The 14,966-nt window shown below is 48.6% G+C and carries 17 protein-coding genes; 15 read left to right on the forward strand and 2 right to left on the reverse strand.

The features are described from left to right. Positions 1-182: 182 nt before the first annotated feature. The 4 genes from KJS52_RS00700 to coaD all read left to right on the forward strand — a co-directional run bounded on the left by KJS52_RS00700 (position 183) and on the right by coaD (position 3,181). Positions 183-953 carry a glycoside hydrolase family 73 protein gene (locus tag KJS52_RS00700; protein WP_213512724.1) on the forward strand — a complete coding sequence of 257 codons (771 nt, stop codon included), beginning with the start codon at positions 183-185 and terminating at the stop codon, positions 951-953. 37 nt (positions 954-990) lie between these two features. Beyond that, on the forward strand, positions 991-1,725 hold the full coding sequence (locus KJS52_RS00705) for a peptidoglycan recognition protein family protein (protein WP_213512725.1): 735 nt from the start codon (positions 991-993) through the stop codon (positions 1,723-1,725). 329 nt (positions 1,726-2,054) lie between these two features. After that, positions 2,055-2,609, forward strand: a complete 555-nt coding sequence (gene rsmD / locus KJS52_RS00710; RefSeq protein WP_213512726.1) for a 16S rRNA (guanine(966)-N(2))-methyltransferase RsmD — start codon at positions 2,055-2,057, stop codon at positions 2,607-2,609. 53 nt (positions 2,610-2,662) lie between these two features. Beyond that, positions 2,663-3,181, forward strand: coding sequence for a pantetheine-phosphate adenylyltransferase (gene coaD, locus KJS52_RS00715; protein WP_213512727.1), 519 nt, complete (start codon positions 2,663-2,665; stop codon positions 3,179-3,181). Between the two features lie 85 nt (positions 3,182-3,266). On the opposite strand, the gene KJS52_RS00720 is transcribed toward coaD, so the two are convergent. After that, on the reverse strand, positions 3,267-4,427 hold the full coding sequence (locus KJS52_RS00720; RefSeq protein WP_213512728.1) for a hypothetical protein: 1,161 nt from the start codon (positions 4,425-4,427) through the stop codon (positions 3,267-3,269). Between the two features lie 96 nt (positions 4,428-4,523). Here KJS52_RS00720 and KJS52_RS00725 point away from each other — a divergent pair, with 96 nt between their 5' ends. Next, entirely contained in the window at positions 4,524-5,615 is a 1,092-nt protein-coding gene (locus tag KJS52_RS00725) for a S16 family serine protease (protein WP_213512729.1), read from the forward strand. Between the two features lie 85 nt (positions 5,616-5,700). Here KJS52_RS00725 and KJS52_RS00730 read toward each other — a convergent pair whose 3' ends face one another. Next, complete coding sequence (locus KJS52_RS00730) at positions 5,701-6,945, reverse strand: nucleotidyltransferase (protein ID WP_213512730.1); 1,245 nt, start codon at positions 6,943-6,945, stop codon at positions 5,701-5,703. 135 nt (positions 6,946-7,080) lie between these two features. Here KJS52_RS00730 and KJS52_RS00735 point away from each other — a divergent pair, with 135 nt between their 5' ends. From KJS52_RS00735 to rnc, 10 genes are all read left to right on the forward strand, one after another. After that, the gene (locus KJS52_RS00735; RefSeq protein ID WP_246563013.1) at positions 7,081-7,620 is read left to right on the forward strand and encodes a YceD family protein; all 540 of its coding nucleotides are present in this window, start codon (positions 7,081-7,083) and stop codon (positions 7,618-7,620) included. A gap of 62 nt (positions 7,621-7,682) precedes the next feature. After that, on the forward strand, positions 7,683-7,856 hold the full coding sequence (gene rpmF / locus KJS52_RS00740; protein ID WP_015845071.1) for a 50S ribosomal protein L32: 174 nt from the start codon (positions 7,683-7,685) through the stop codon (positions 7,854-7,856). Between the two features lie 176 nt (positions 7,857-8,032). Then, complete coding sequence (gene fapR, locus KJS52_RS00745; RefSeq protein ID WP_213512731.1) at positions 8,033-8,617, forward strand: transcription factor FapR; 585 nt, start codon at positions 8,033-8,035, stop codon at positions 8,615-8,617. A gap of 1 nt (position 8,618) precedes the next feature. Then, positions 8,619-9,608, forward strand: a complete 990-nt coding sequence (gene plsX / locus KJS52_RS00750; protein ID WP_213512732.1) for a phosphate acyltransferase PlsX — start codon at positions 8,619-8,621, stop codon at positions 9,606-9,608. 8 nt (positions 9,609-9,616) lie between these two features. Continuing rightward, a complete protein-coding gene (locus KJS52_RS00755; protein WP_281425529.1) occupies positions 9,617-10,600 on the forward strand; it encodes a beta-ketoacyl-ACP synthase III in 984 nt (327 codons plus the stop codon). A gap of 54 nt (positions 10,601-10,654) precedes the next feature. Continuing rightward, positions 10,655-11,593, forward strand: coding sequence for an ACP S-malonyltransferase (fabD, locus tag KJS52_RS00760; RefSeq protein ID WP_213512733.1), 939 nt, complete (start codon positions 10,655-10,657; stop codon positions 11,591-11,593). A 39-nt stretch (positions 11,594-11,632) separates the two neighbouring features. Next, positions 11,633-12,382, forward strand: coding sequence for a 3-oxoacyl-[acyl-carrier-protein] reductase (fabG, locus tag KJS52_RS00765; protein ID WP_213513751.1), 750 nt, complete (start codon positions 11,633-11,635; stop codon positions 12,380-12,382). Between the two features lie 95 nt (positions 12,383-12,477). Beyond that, entirely contained in the window at positions 12,478-12,711 is a 234-nt protein-coding gene (gene acpP / locus KJS52_RS00770; protein ID WP_213512734.1) for an acyl carrier protein, read from the forward strand. 169 nt (positions 12,712-12,880) lie between these two features. Next, complete coding sequence (gene fabF, locus KJS52_RS00775) at positions 12,881-14,122, forward strand: beta-ketoacyl-ACP synthase II (protein ID WP_213512735.1); 1,242 nt, start codon at positions 12,881-12,883, stop codon at positions 14,120-14,122. Beyond that, entirely contained in the window at positions 14,112-14,825 is a 714-nt protein-coding gene (gene rnc / locus KJS52_RS00780; RefSeq protein ID WP_213512736.1) for a ribonuclease III, read from the forward strand. The genes fabF and rnc overlap by 11 nt, the downstream gene beginning before the upstream one ends. Positions 14,826-14,966 lie beyond the last annotated feature (141 nt).

A 14,966-nucleotide genomic window follows, 5' to 3' on the forward strand; every position in this document is an offset into this window, starting at 1 on the left:
TCTGGACAGCTCTTTTTTTGATTTGTCCGGCAAAGTTTCTTGAAGGATATTAGCCGTTGCCATTACAAGTCTTAAAACATAAAAAGTAGAGTAGATAGTTTTTAATATTTAGGGCGTGTCTGAAAACTTGCTCAGTAGCTTCGAAGCTCTCAGACACGCCCGGAAAAAAAGGAGAGGAGTGCATGGTCAATTTACCGAGATCGCAATTTTTTGCAGCGATTGCACCAATCATCATGTTTGTTCGTCAGCAGGGCTCTCCAATTCTACCATCTGTTCGATTAGCGCAAAGCTTGCTGGAAACAGGCGGAACAATTCATGCCTGGAACAACCTTGGCGGAATTAAGGTAGGCAGCGGGAGGCTTACACCGTATTGGAGAGGAGATTTCGTTACGCGGGACACCTGGGAGTTCCACAGCGGCGAGCAGGTAAGAGAACGAGCTGCATTCCGGGCTTACCGTACCTTGTACCATTACTTCAAGGATCAGGATGAGCTGTTCAAGGGCACGCGATACCGCAAGGTTAGAACGGCGAAGACCCCTCACGAGCAAGCGGAGCAAATGAGTGCGGCAGGCTATGCGACTGACCCGGCCTATGCCAGCAAAATTATTGCGATTATTAAGCAAAATAATTTAGAGGTTTACGATGCAGTCAAGCCTGTCCACATTCCGCCCAAGCAATTCGAGAACGCTTCGCTTGTCCCGGTCTATTCCGATCAGCTCTTTATTGCTGAGGCCTACTATGAGCAGTATACCAATTACGTTCCTGTGCGCAAGCTGGGAGAGCATTTTGACGCTTATGTCATTTGGAAAAATAACGAGGTTTATGTTAATGGAGAACAGCTCGAGGTACGTATGGCGGGCTCTGTTAGCTACGCTAAAGCAAGCGAGCTGGCCTCCTTGTTAAATCTTTCGCTAGAGTGGGATTCCAATGCTAAAGTTCTTTTTGTCAATTAATTATGTATATTTTCATAGCTTTGAGGAGGATGAGACTATGGAGGTTGACTACCATATTGATCATATCCCGAAGACGACAGCGAATAACCGCAGGCCGGGCATAAGACTGGATGCAACAACGATTACGATTCACAGTACGGGAAATCCATCGAGCACTGCGCGAAATGAGCGTGCGTGGCTTACGAATCCAGCTAATACAAGAACTGCTTCCTTTCACATTGTGATCGACGACAAAGAAGCGATTGAGGTAATTCCATTAAATGAAGTAGCCTGGCACGCTGGAGACGGAAGTGGAACAGCCAGCGGCAATCGCACCTCGATCGCGATCGAACTATGCGAAAGCGGCAATCAAGAGCAGACGATCAGCAATGCTGTAGAACTGGTGGCCGAACTGCTGCTTGAGCGAGGCTGGAGCACTGACCGCTTGCGCAGACACTTCGACTGGAGCGGCAAAAATTGTCCGCGTCTGATGAATACGGATGGAAGATGGTCGGGCTGGCATGCGTTTGTTGCGCAGGTAGCTGCCAAATTGAGGGAGCTGCAGGCTGATGAAGACGATGATGAGCCGTTTCCTGATGACGACGAGCAGGAGGGTGATCACTCAGATGATGAAAATGGAGGGATTACGATGACGGTTGAGGATGCAAATAAAATCATACGTTTTTTAAGTGCTGCCTATATGGCGACGAACAATAAGGCAGCTCGCAAAGAGTTTAACCGGCTGGCAAATGAGCTGAGAAAAGCAAGTGGGCAAGACCCGATAGTCGGGTAAAAAAATAGCGGGGTCCTAATTAAAGGACCCCTTATCCAAAAAAATGGGAGAGGAGAAACCGGATGAAGAGCTTATGGGGAAACGTAAGTCCTCTACACGGTTTTCTACGACATCAAAGACGCCGATGACCATATTGTGGTCGGATTTGCAAACAAATATACATCGCTTGAAAAATATTTTGCCCTGTTGAGCCGGGAGGAAATCTTTCATCGCTAAACGTAGTGTGGTACGATTAAAAAGATGAGTATCGGCTTATGCTTCTGATGTGCAGCTCTGTGCAATAGAAGCGCAGTCAACCAAGTAACATCAATTGTTTTAGGAGGCATCGTGTGAGAGTAATTGCAGGCAAAGCCAAGGGGAGAGCTTTGAAGGCTGTACCTGGACAAGGTACGCGACCGACAACCGATAAAGTTAAGGAAGCTATATTTAGCATGATCGGACCTTATTTTGACGGGGGAGCTGCGCTTGATTTATTTGCCGGGACAGGCGGACTTGGCATAGAGGCGTGGAGCCGCGGCATAGAGAAGGTTATCTGCATAGACAAGGAAAAAATCAGCATCGACGTCATTCGCAGTAATGTACATACAGTTGGAGCTGAAGATGCGTTTGAAATTTATCGAAATGATGCGGCCAGAGCATTAAAGGCGCTAGCCAAACGGGAGCTGGCGTTTAATTTGATTTTTTTGGACCCGCCTTATCGCATGCAAGACATGGATCAATGGCTTGAGCAAATGCTTGAGCTGAAGCTTTTAGCAGATGAGGCGCTTGTCGTAGTCGAGCATGACGCCAAAATCGAGTATCCGGAGTCTATCAGAGCATTGATACAGCAGCGGCATGCCCAATATGGGGAAATTGCAGTAACGATCTACAAGAACATCAATTAACAGCTGGACGCATTTGCCAGCAGCTGACGCGCAAAGGATTAGGAGAGATATTCATGAACAGTACAAACCAACAGCAGCGAGTAGCTGTATACCCTGGCAGCTTTGACCCTGTTACATACGGACATTTGGATATTATCCAGCGCGCCGCAAGACAGTATGATCGGATTATTGTAGCTGTGCTGAACAATACAAGCAAAAATCCGATGTTTTCTGTGGAGGAGCGCAAGGATATATTGCATAAAGTAACAAAGGATTTTCCGAACGTAGAGGTGGAGAGCTTTCGAGACTTGCTCGTGCGCTTTATGCGGATGAAAAATGCGAGCGTCATCATTAGAGGAATTCGCTCGGTGACCGATTTTGAATACGAGCTGCAGCTGGCGTCAACCAATCATATGCTGGACGAAGGCATAGATACCGTTTTTATGATGACGCATCCGAAATATTCTTATTTGAGCTCAAGCATTGTAAAGGAAATTGCAAATTTTCAAGGCGATGTTTCACAAATGGTGCCGCCAGAGGTGGAGAAGCGTCTGCGTGAAAAATGTGGCCCGGAGCGGCCGCTGAGGCAATAGAAGTGGAAAAAGGAATTGCCCGCATTATGCTGCATGCTATTATGCAATCGGGCAGTTCCTTTTTATATTTAGTGGCGTGATGCAGCTAGCTTTTGTGACGGCGCATATACCACAGATGGGTAAGCGCGATAAGCAATGCGGCCGACGAGCAAAGCAAGATGCTGGGCAGCCAAAGATTAAGCTGTTGATCATCTGCCAGGGCATGAGCAGTTCGTTGGACAAATGCGGTTTCCTCCGGCATTCCGAGCAGCTGGCCAAAGATCCAGGAAAGCGGCTTCCATATAATAAGCAGTACAACAAAGCTGGCCGCTGCATGAACAATTCGGTAGCGAAGAAAAGGCGCCAGGCGAATGCCGTGACTGTAGCTGTAATAACTAACCTGCAGCATGCCGCTCACCCCTGTAAAGCTTAAGCATGCAGCGATCAAAGCGAGCGCGGCAATGATATGATGCTGCTCGATTGCCCAGTTGGCAATGGCAATGCTGCCGATATGCTGCTCCAGCAGTGCTTGTTCAACAAAAGGCAAGCCGGGAAGCAGCTTGTTAATTAACGGATGGATGAAAGCTGCGATAACAGAAGCAAAAATGATAAAGCCGCCAACGATAAACAGCTTTTGCACACTGCTGTAAACACTGTCGCCGAGTACTCGCCCGAAGCTTCTTCCATCAAGCTGCTGCCCTAGTCTCATTGCTTCGATAAAATATGGTCTGTTCGTCGCTTGGAATTTCCCTGTGGCAGAGTCGTGGGAATTCAGCTGCGCATGAACGAACATAATAGCGAAGGCTGCAAGCCAAATCGCCAGCAAAATAATATAACCGTAATGCTGCAAATGAAACAAGCCGGCACCGATAATGACAATAATGAACACTGGATTCGGCAAATGGCTGTATGCGAGCAGACGCTGAGTTTGCTGCAGGCTCAGTCGACCATCCTGCAGCAGCTTGATTGCAGGCTCAACACCTGTCGGAAAGCCGCTGCTCATGCTCATTAGCAAAGGGATGCCCGCATCTGGCGGCAGCTTGAGAAAGCGGGTTATAAATGGCGCAAGCAGCGCATTGAAGCCGTGAATAAGTCCAAAGGCGAGCATAAACTCATACAGGATAAAAAATGGGAGCAGTCCAGGAAAGACAAGATCCCACCATATCGTGATGCCTGACAAGGAGGCTTGCAGCGCAACATCAGGGGAGAGCACAACAGACAGCACGAGAAATAGCATCGTAACAGCGATGAGTATTGTTTTGTGCAACTTAATCTCTCCTTTAGCGAATGAAGATGGACAACTCTCGTCGTTTAATGTTACGCAGCTAATGGAAAAAATAGAACAAGCAGGGGGGAATGGTGGATGAAACGCTCCTATATACATTACCGCGCAGTTATTATAACGTCTCTGCTTACATTCGCAATTATGCTCGTATTGCTATATGCTCCTTCTCCTTTCGTTGTTACGAAGCCGGGTATTGCTGTCCCAACGAATAGCTATATTCAGCTTGCTGCCAGCAGTCAGCCGCCAAGCGGCAGCTTCGGGCAAGGGCAGCAAGGAGCTAATGGCGAAGGGGAGCTGCTGCTGACGGCTGTTATGCTGGAAACACCTAGCATTTGGAAAAGTCTGGGGGCATTGTTTGCTCCCAGCAAGGATGTTAAGCTGAAGCGAGATGTACTAGGCGGGGCGTCGCTGGAGGAATATGTAGAGCATGTTACGACTATTATGCAGAACTCGCATCATAATGCATTGGAAGCAGCCTATCGTTATTTGCATATTCCGTATTCGATTGAACCGCAGGCTGTTATTGTACAGCAAAGCAAGTCTCGTATATTGTCAACGGCAGCACTGAAGGCAGGAGATAAAATTGTCGCGGGCGTACATGCAGATGGAGAACGCACAAGCATTAACAGCATCGAGCAGCTGGCGCAGTGGCTAAGGCTGCTGGAGGGCCAGAACCAAGCAGCATTAGTGATTGAGCGCGATCAAACCGAGCGGCAGCTGGATATATCGCTTGCCAAGCTCGATAAAGCACTGTCTGATGAGCGGCTGGCTACAGAAGTGCTTGATGTTGCAAGCTTTATTGAGCAGCGTGCTGTTATTCCAGAGGACGAGCGCTACAAGCTTGAAATTGCTACCGATAATATTGGCGGGCCGTCAGCAGGCCTGGTGCTCGCACTGACCATAATTGACAAGCTGACCGAAGGCGATCTGACAAAAGGCAAAAGGATTGCTGTTACTGGGACGATTAATGCCGAGGGCAAGGTAGGCTTGATCGGAGGAGTAGTGCAGAAGGTATATGCAACGAGCAAGCAGGGTGCCCATCTGTTCATTGTTCCGAAAGGAAATGAACAGGAGGCGAAGCGAACGGTGAAGCGAATCGGCAGCAAAATGGAAATAGCCGGAGTGTCAAGCCTGGAGGAAGCGATAGCGATCATCTCTTCCCTCCAATAGTTTGACATACAATGGCGCATACTAGCACTGACAAGAAAGCTACGGCGCTAACAACAAGCTGCTCAGCACAAGCGTGCTTTAGCGATTATACGCGAATCGGAGCTCTATGAAAATCTGCTAGCCGGAGCTTGGGCTCAGCTGGCGCTAGGGCCGACATATAGCAGCTGGTAGCTGCTATATCGAGCTGCAAGTAAGCGGAATGGCCTTGATATTGCGCCGGCGTATGGATGATCGGCAGCGTTGCCCGCTTTTTCATCGCTTTCAGCAGCTGTTGTCCTTTCGCGGAAAAGCCAAGCACACGCAAGTAGGCCACTCCATTGGCGAGCTTTTCTCTTGTAAAGTCCTGCTTGCGATGCTGCAGCATAATGGCGAGCAACGCCCGCTGCAGCTTTGTTCTCGTATAGCGCTTCGTTTTTACAGCTTCCAGCAGTTCATTGATGGAGTAATGCTCCACATTATTTGCGCAAGTGATGAGCCGATGCTCCAGCCCTTCCTCGATTTCACGATATTGCGCGAGCTGCGCCGGCGGCTGCATGCCTAGCTGGTAGTAAAGCAGCTTGGCAAATTGCTCCCAATCCATCGCTTGACGCTGCTCATGTAACAAGCAGCGCTGCAAAATCGAGTAGGTTGAGTCAGGCACATAAGACGCAATATGCTCCAGCTGATGATCGGTCTGCAGCATTTTGCGAATCGCGGTTGCGCTTGCGATAGAAGGATGGGATGGTGCAGCATCGTGATATTGTGCCTGGCGGCGTGGAATGGTGTACGGGACGATCATGCTGTTCAAGCGTTCCAGCGCAATTAAATAGTGCAGCCCAAGCGTGTGGTTGGGCTGATCCAGTGCAATCGGGTTTTGCTGCCATAATGGATCTTGCTGCAGCAAATTGGCAAGAGCTCGGCTAAAGGCGCGAGGATAGCTGTCGCCGTGCTGCAGCTGCTTGCCAAGCTCCAGCCGCAGCTCATCCGGCTGTCCGGCAACAAGCTTGGCAGCGGCTTGCAGCGGCTCCAGCATGCCGCTTTCGGTGCCGAAGCATATCGCATCGACAACGCCAGTCGCCTGCAAAGTTGCTGCAGCCCCGTACGCAAACCATTCGGCTGACGAGGTGGCATAGGCGGTCGGAAGCTCAAGCACAAGATCGCAGCCTCCAGCCAGAGCCATTTCTGTTCTTGTCCATTTATCAAGCAGAGCAGGCTCGCCGCGCTGCAAAAAATGCCCGCTCATAACGGCGACAACAGCTTCACGTCCGGTTATCACTTTCGACTGCTGCAAATGATGTAAATGCCCGTTATGAAAAGGATTATATTCAACAATAAGACCGACAGCTTTCATTATCTATCGTCCTTTCTGCATGGTTCTAGTCAACACTATAGCATATCACTGCCAGACTGGACAAAGCTGAGCTGCAGCTGTAAAACGTTCGTGATTATTCTTGACAAAACATGAGCAGGATGGATATAATAAACTTTGTCTGTTTGGGGTGATACTATGCAATTTCGTTTGCAACAATTGTTGTCAAAAGGTCAAACAGTGATCGTGAATGAGCAACTGGATGTATCGGAGCTATTTCGACGTCGTCAAGATGTAATTTCCACTACTCCTGTACATATACAGCTAAAGGTACAGCCTGAAGGTGGAATCGTAGCTGTAGAGGGTACGCTTGACGTTGATATGGAACTAGCCTGCTCTCGTTGTCTTGAGCCTACTAAAGTACACTCAAGCATTCCATTCGCTGAGCAATTCAAGCCTGTTGATTCCGTGCGTGAAGAAGAGGCTGAAGACGAAGAAGAAGATGATTTGATCGAGATTGCCGATGATCATTTGGATCTGAAACCTTTCGTGGAGGAGTATGTGCAATTATTTATGCCTTTTGCTCCGCTTTGCAAGGCAGATTGCAAAGGTCTTTGTCAGCAATGCGGCTCGAATCTCAATGAGCAAACCTGTCAGTGCAGTAATGAAAAGATTGATCCGCGCCTAGAAGCGCTGAAAGATTTTTTTAGCAAATAGGAATGTTTAACAAGGTTTCTCAAGGAATTTTATTTCTTGAATATGTGAAGGAGGTGGGAAACATGGCAGTACCTCAACGTAGAACATCCAAGACTCGCCGCGACAAACGTCGTACGCATTTCAAGCTAGCAGTTCCAGGCATGGTGAAATGTGAGCAATGTGGAGAGCTTAAACTAGGTCACCACGTATGCAAAGTTTGTGGATATTACAAAACTAAAGAGATTATTTCTCAATAATGTCGCATGTATAGCATCTTATCTAGCTGATAAGATGCTATTTTATTTTTATCCGATAATAAAAGATTGCGATAGCAGACAATATCAACTATACTGAATTAGTACCAGGTATTAATCTTAGATACTAACTATCAGTTTAAAATGGTTCTAGACTTGAACAGGAGAGTGATGCCGACATGGCGAAATTAACTAAGCGTGAGCGGCATCAGCTGCTGATCCAATATATTAAGGACAACCCATTCGTTACTGATCGCGAGCTGACTCGAGCATTAAAGGTGAGCATACAGACGATCAGGCTCGACCGCATGGAGCTTGGCATTCCCGAGCTGCGCGAGCGGATGAAGGAAATGGCTGAACGATCCTACGATTCAGTGCGCTCCTTGCAGCTGGATGAGGTGATCGGTGAAATCGTTGACTTGCAGCTTGATCATAGCGGCATTTCATTGTTTGAAATTCGCGAGGAGCATGTCTTTACTCGTACTGGAATTGCACGCGGTCATCACTTGTTCGCGCAAGCTAATTCCTTGGCGGTAGCTGTCATTGATTGTCCGATCGCGTTAACAGCCAGTGCGGACATCCGATTTATAAGACCGGTTCAGCTTGGAGAGAAATGTATAGCGAAAGCTTATGTTCGCAGCAACGATGAAGAGCGGAATAAATCTCGAGTAGAATTGAATACATATGTAGGAGATGAGCTTGTCTTCCAGGGCAATTTCGTCATCTACCGTTCTGACGCTACAAGCGCCCAGGGAGGAGAATAACGTGAGAATCGCAATTGATGCAATGGGTGGAGACTACGCACCGAAGGAAATCGTAGCAGGAGCAATTGCTGCTGCCAAAGAGCATGGAGATATTCAAATTTTACTCGTCGGACATGAAGAACAGATCAAAGCCAATTTGGCGGAGGCTTTGCCAGGCAATGTTTCGATTGTGCATGCCGCTGAAGTGATTGAGTCGGAGGATGAGCCTGTCCGTGCGGTTCGCCGCAAGAAGGATTCATCAATGGTTGTCGCTGGCCGTCTTGTTAAAGACAAGCAGGCTGATGCGATGCTGTCGGCGGGCAACACCGGCGCTCTGATGACGACAGGTCTGCTCATTGTCGGACGGATTCCGGGCATTGAGCGGCCTGCGCTTGCGCCGCTGCTGCCATCGCTAGATGGGACAGGCATGCTGGCACTTGACTTGGGCGCTAATATGGATGCAACGCCTGAGCAGCTTCTGCAATATGCAGTAATGGGCAGCATTTATCGCGAGCGGGTGCAGGGCATGAAGGCGCCAAGAATAGCCCTGCTTAATGTCGGCACAGAGGAGATGAAGGGCAACGAGGCAACCAAGGCAGCATATGAGCTGCTGAAAGGAAGCGGCTTGAACTTTATTGGCAACGTCGAGTCCAAGCATGTGCTGGAGCGTCCTTGCGACGTGCTCGTCTGCGATGGATTTTCGGGAAATATTATGCTTAAATCATATGAAGGCGCGGCATCTGTCATCTTCAATGAAGTTAAGAAGGCATTCAAGCTGAATATTTTGACGAAGCTGGCAGCGGCCATTATGCTGCCTCATTTGAAGGGCTTGAAGAAGACACTTGATCCAAATGAATTTGGCGGAGCACCATTGCTTGGAATCAATGGGCTCGTTTTGAAAATACATGGTTCATCAGATGCACGTGCTGTGCAGGCGGCAGTGAAGCAAGCGAAGACTGCCGTATCAGGCAAATTAATTGAGTCGATTACAGCAGAAATCAACAAGGAGTGATCAAACGTATGAATGCCATTCCCGTAGGTATTTTAGGTACTGGCAAATATGTACCAGAGCGAGTATTAACAAATCAGCAGCTTGAGCAAATGGTAGACACGAACGACGAGTGGATTGTAACGCGAACCGGAATTAAGGAAAGAAGGCTGGCGGCAAGTGAGGAGGCAACCTCTGATCTGGCCTATAAGGCAGCGCAGCAGGCGATTGTCAATGCAGGCTTAACAGTAGAGGATATCGAGCTTATTATTGTCGCGACGATCACGCCAGATATGCTGTTCCCTTCGACAGCCTGCATCGTTCAGGAGAAGCTGGGAGCAACCTGCCCTGCTTTTGACCTGTCCGCTGCATGCTCAGGCTTTATATACAGCTTGGCAACGGCGAATGGACTTATTCAAAGCGGACTGTATAAAAATGCGCTCGTAATCGGCGCTGAGACGCTGTCCCGCATTACAGATTATACAGATCGCAATACATGCATATTGTTTGGCGACGGCGCTGGCGCTGTCGTAATCGGCGAGGTGCCTGCTGGCCGCGGCTTCCAATCCTTTGTGCTTGGCGCAGATGGAAAAGGCGGCGAGCTGTTGAAGGTTGCAGGCGGCGGCTCGCGCAAACCGGCAACGGTTGAAACGGTAACGAATCGCGAGCATTCGATCTATATGGCCGGCAACGAAGTATTTAAATTTGCAGTGCGGATTATGGGCAGCGCTGCAGAGGAAGCAATTGAAAAGGCTGGCTTGAGCAAAAAGGATATTGATCTGCTCGTTCCGCATCAAGCCAATATTCGCATCATTCAATCGGCACTGAACCGTCTGGAGCTGACTGAGGATAAAGCGCTCATTAATATTGACCAGTACGGCAATATGTCGGCAGCTTCCATCCCGGTAGCATTGGCAGAGGCAGTTGAGCAAGGAAGAGTTAAGGAAGGCGACGCACTTTGTCTTGTCGGCTTTGGCGGCGGGCTAACCTGGGGCTCGACAGTGTTAAAGTGGTAGAAGGCTTGCAAGCTCGACAACAATATATGCTATAACGTTTGGAGGACATATTCAGTGGGTAAAATTGCATTTGTATTTCCTGGACAAGGCGCTCAGGCTGTAGGCATGGGCAAAGATATTTATAAGCATGACAGCGATGCACGCGCAATTTTTGAGCAGGCGAATGAAGCGCTCGGCTTTTCGCTGACAGAGATTATGTTTGAAGGACCTGACGATGCGCTTAAGCAAACGGTCAATACACAGCCGGCACTATTAACGGCAAGCGTTGCATTTCTGAAGCTGGTTGAAAAAGCTGGAATTAAGGCCGATTATGTAGCTGGTCACAGCCTGGGTGAATATAGCGCGCTTGTTGCTGCTAACGTGTTGAGCTTTGAGGATGCGGTTCGCACCGTGCGTGCGCGTGGCCAGTTTATGGAGCAGGCAGTGCCGAATGGACAAGGCTCAATGGCCGCTGTGCTCGGTGCGGAGCGAGAGGCGCTGCAGCAGCTTTGCGATGAAATTAGTGGTCAAGGCTCAGTGGTAGAGCTGGCTAACGTAAATTGTCCGGGACAAATTGTCGTTTCTGGCTCGGTGGCTGGCGTCAATGAGGTCGTGGCACGCGGCAAGGAGATTGGTGCCAAGCGCGTTATACCGTTAGAGGTGAGCGGTCCATTCCACTCCTCTTTAATGGGAAATGCTGCATCAGCACTTGGCGGCGAGCTGCAGCATATTGCGATGCAGGATGCTGCAATTCCGGTTATCGCCAATGTAACAGCTGAGCCAGTAACCTCCGCCAGCGAAATAAAAGAGCTGCTTGAGCGCCAAGTATGCGCTCCGGTTCTTTGGGAGGATAGCGTCAAAAAGCTGATTGAGCTTGGAGTCGATACGTTTGTCGAAATTGGTTCAGGCTCTGTGCTGACAGGCTTGATCAAAAAGATCGACAAACAGGTGACGACGATTACGATCAATAAGCTGGACGCTTTGCAATCATTATCTGAAGCTACTCAAGTCTAGTATAGCGTTATGAATATAAAAAATGGGGAGGTAAAGCATATGTTCGCAAGCCTGGAAGGCAAAAAGGCGCTTGTTACTGGTGCTTCCCGCGGCATTGGCCGTGCGATTGCTATTGCATTGGCGGAAGCGGGAGCGGATGTGGCGGTAAACTACTCTGGCAGTGAGCAGGCAGCCGCAGAAACGGCTGATGCGATTCGTGCTTTAGGGCGCGAGGCGATCATCATAAAAGCAAATGTAGGCAAGGCAGCCGAGTTTGAGGATATGGTGAAGCAGGTCGTTGAACAGCTTGGGGCGATTGATATTTTGGTCAACAATGCCGGCATCACGCGAGATAATCTGATTATGCGCATGAAGGAAGAGGAATTTGACCAGGTCATCGAAACGAATTTGAAGGGCGTGTTTAACGGAATTAAGGCAGTTACTCGTCCTATGATGAAGCAGCGCTCTGGTAAAATCATCAATATTTCCTCAGTGGTAGGTGTGCTGGGGAACCCGGGCCAAGCTAATTACGTAGCTGCCAAGGCTGGTGTGATTGGCTTGACCAAGGCTAGTGCGCGCGAGCTGGCTTCGCGCAATATTACAGTGAATTGTGTGGCGCCAGGCTTTATTCAGACGGAAATGACCGACAAGCTTCCTGACGAGCTTAAGGATTCGCTATCGGGACAAATTCCGCTCGCCAAGCTTGGAGAAGCGTCCGATATTGCCAATGCGGTGCGTTTCCTTGCTTCTGATGCTGCTGCCTATATGACGGGCCAAACGATTCATGTCGATGGCGGCATGTACATGTAAATGGACTTTCATCGTTAAACTTTTGATAGAAGTTGCAGAGGAAAGATAGCTATTTTTTTATCGTTTTCGTATAATACGTAGAGGAGGTGAATCGGATGTCCGATGTACTAGAACGCGTTACAAGTATTATTGTTGACCGCCTAGGTGTAGATGCAGAAAAGGTGACGCTTGAAGCTTCTTTCAAAGAAGATTTAAACGCTGACTCACTTGATGTTGTTGAGCTTATCATGGAACTTGAAGACGAGTTCAACCTTGAAATTTCTGATGAAGATGCAGAAAAGATCTCTACGGTAGGAGAAGTTGTAAATTACATACAATCTCATACCTAAAGATGGTCGAGTCCCGTTGCCTAGCTAACGGGACTCACTCCTTATTTTCCTTGCATTGGCTTAGGCCAAGATTGCAGCTATGCTGCCGATGATGAAGATGAGTTAAGAATTGGCGAGCAATTCTTTTGGATATAGATATAAAACAAGAAACATAGTAGGGGTGAACAGTATGAAGCGCAGAGTAGTAGTTACGGGAATGGGCGTTTTAACTTCGCTTGGCTCGGAGCTTGAGCAATTTTGGGGCAATCTGTTGGAAGGGAAATCCGGTGTTTCGCTAATTGAAGCCTTTGATGTATCTGAATTTCCAACGCGCATTGCTGCTGAAGTAAAAGATTTTGACCCTGTAGCGTATGGAATAGATAAAAAAGAATCGCGCCGCATGGATCGCTTCGTTCAATTTGCTGTAGCGGCAAGCCTGAAAGCAATTGAAGATTCCGGCTTGAAAATTGGTGAAAATGTACCCGCTGAGCGCACGGGCGTAATGGTAGGCTCAGGCATTGGCGGCCTTGGCACATGGGAGGATCAGCATCGCATTTTGCTGGAGAAAGGTCCGAAGCGCGTCAGTCCGTTTTTTATTCCGATGATGATCGCCAATATGGCCTCCGGCCAAGTGTCCATGATTGCTGGTGCAAAGGGGCCGAACACAACTGCAGTGACCGCTTGTGCGACAGGAACGCATTCGATTGGTGATTCCTTCAAAATTATTCAGCGCGGTGATGCTGAGGTCATGATCGCCGGCGGCGCAGAAGCAACAATTCGTCCTACTGGCATGGCTGGCTTCTGCTCGATGCGTGCTATGTCTACCAACAACGAGGAGCCGGAAAAAGCAAGTCGGCCGTTTGACATCGCTCGCGATGGCTTTGTGATGGGCGAAGGCTCAGGCGTGCTTATTTTGGAAGAGCTTGAGCATGCGAAAGCTCGCGGTGCGAAAATTTATGCAGAAGTAATCGGCTACGGCATGAGTGGCGATGCGCATCATATGACGGATCCTGATCCTGACGGAGCGGCTCGCTGCATGGTCAGCGCCTTGAAGGACTCCGGGCTGGAGCCGACAGCGATTGATTATATTAATGCTCACGGAACATCTACTCCTGTGGGAGATGCTTCGGAAACGACTGCCATTAAGAAAACATTCGGCGAGCATGCCTATAAGCTTGCGGTTAGCTCGACCAAATCAATGACCGGCCACCTGTTAGGTGCTGCTGGTGGTGTAGAAGCTGTAATCCTTGCGCTTACCTTGAAAAATGGAGTTATCGCTCCAACGATTAACCTTGACAATCAAGATCCTGAGCTTGATCTTGATTACGTACCAAATAAAGCGCGTCAAGCAGATGTCAAGGTTGCTCTGTCCAATTCATTTGGCTTTGGTGGGCACAACGCGTCCATCATGATGAGAAAATATGAAGCATGAGGCATTTGATGAGCTGCAGCAAAAGCTGCAGCTCAATTTTACAAGGATAAAGCTTCTACGCCAGGCGTTTACGCATACTTCCTATGTGAATGAGCATAAACGCGGCTCTGTACAGGATAATGAGCGTCTTGAATTTTTAGGAGATGCTGTATTGCAGCTTCTCGTATCGGAGTACTTGTATAAAACGTATCCGAAGCGTCCGGAAGGCGAGCTGACGCGGATGCGCGCCTCTGTTGTATGTGAGCCATCGTTAGCTCATTTTGCAGAACGCTTGGAGTTTGGTCAATATGTACTGCTCGGCCGCGGAGAAGAGCAGCTTGGCGGACGGCATCGTCAGGCACTATTGGCAGATTTGTTCGAATCCTTTGTTGGCGCGCTTTATTTGGATGCAGGCGTTGAAAAAACTCGTCAGTTTCTGGAGCAGCATATGTTCCCGTTTATCGATTCCAACAATTATGGCTTGCTAATGAAGGATGCCAAATCAAAGCTGCAGGAGCGAGCCCAGCATGCGGGACTTGGCGCAATTGAATATCGCATAATCGAGGAAAGAGGCCCTGCCCATGACCGTGAGTTTGTGATCGAGGTCGTTCTGGATCAAACCTGTTATGGTGTTGGGATTGGTCGTTCGAAGAAAGAAGCTGAGCAGCGTGCGGCTGCAGAAGCTTGGGGAAAGCTTGCAGGACATGAGCTGAGAAACATATAGTTTATTAGGATTAGCGACCTACTCTCGAACATACAAAAAGCATTTCAGTGGACAAGTTGTCCAAAGAGATGCTTTTTGTATGTGTGATAATAGGAAGTCATGCCGAGCTTGGGCAATCTATGGTACAATGTTTTGTGAGGT

The sequence above is a fragment of the Paenibacillus montaniterrae genome, assembly GCF_018403185.1.
Lineage (GTDB): Bacteria > Bacillota > Bacilli > Paenibacillales > Paenibacillaceae > Pristimantibacillus > Pristimantibacillus montaniterrae.

Coding starts and splice junctions, on each gene's coding strand:
- KJS52_RS00700 (WP_213512724.1), top strand. CDS start 183: ATGGTCAATTTACCGAGATCGCAATTTTTTGCAGCGATTGCACCAATC.
- KJS52_RS00705 (WP_213512725.1), top strand. CDS start 991: ATGGAGGTTGACTACCATATTGATCATATCCCGAAGACGACAGCGAAT.
- coaD (WP_213512727.1), top strand. CDS start 2,663: ATGAACAGTACAAACCAACAGCAGCGAGTAGCTGTATACCCTGGCAGC.
- KJS52_RS00725 (WP_213512729.1), top strand. CDS start 4,524: ATGAAACGCTCCTATATACATTACCGCGCAGTTATTATAACGTCTCTG.
- KJS52_RS00730 (WP_213512730.1), bottom strand. CDS start 6,945: ATGAAAGCTGTCGGTCTTATTGTTGAATATAATCCTTTTCATAACGGG.
- rpmF (WP_015845071.1), top strand. CDS start 7,683: ATGGCAGTACCTCAACGTAGAACATCCAAGACTCGCCGCGACAAACGT.
- fapR (WP_213512731.1), top strand. CDS start 8,033: ATGGCGAAATTAACTAAGCGTGAGCGGCATCAGCTGCTGATCCAATAT.
- KJS52_RS00755 (WP_281425529.1), top strand. CDS start 9,617: ATGAATGCCATTCCCGTAGGTATTTTAGGTACTGGCAAATATGTACCA.
- fabG (WP_213513751.1), top strand. CDS start 11,633: ATGTTCGCAAGCCTGGAAGGCAAAAAGGCGCTTGTTACTGGTGCTTCC.
- acpP (WP_213512734.1), top strand. CDS start 12,478: ATGTCCGATGTACTAGAACGCGTTACAAGTATTATTGTTGACCGCCTA.
- fabF (WP_213512735.1), top strand. CDS start 12,881: ATGAAGCGCAGAGTAGTAGTTACGGGAATGGGCGTTTTAACTTCGCTT.
- rnc (WP_213512736.1), top strand. CDS start 14,112: ATGAAGCATGAGGCATTTGATGAGCTGCAGCAAAAGCTGCAGCTCAAT.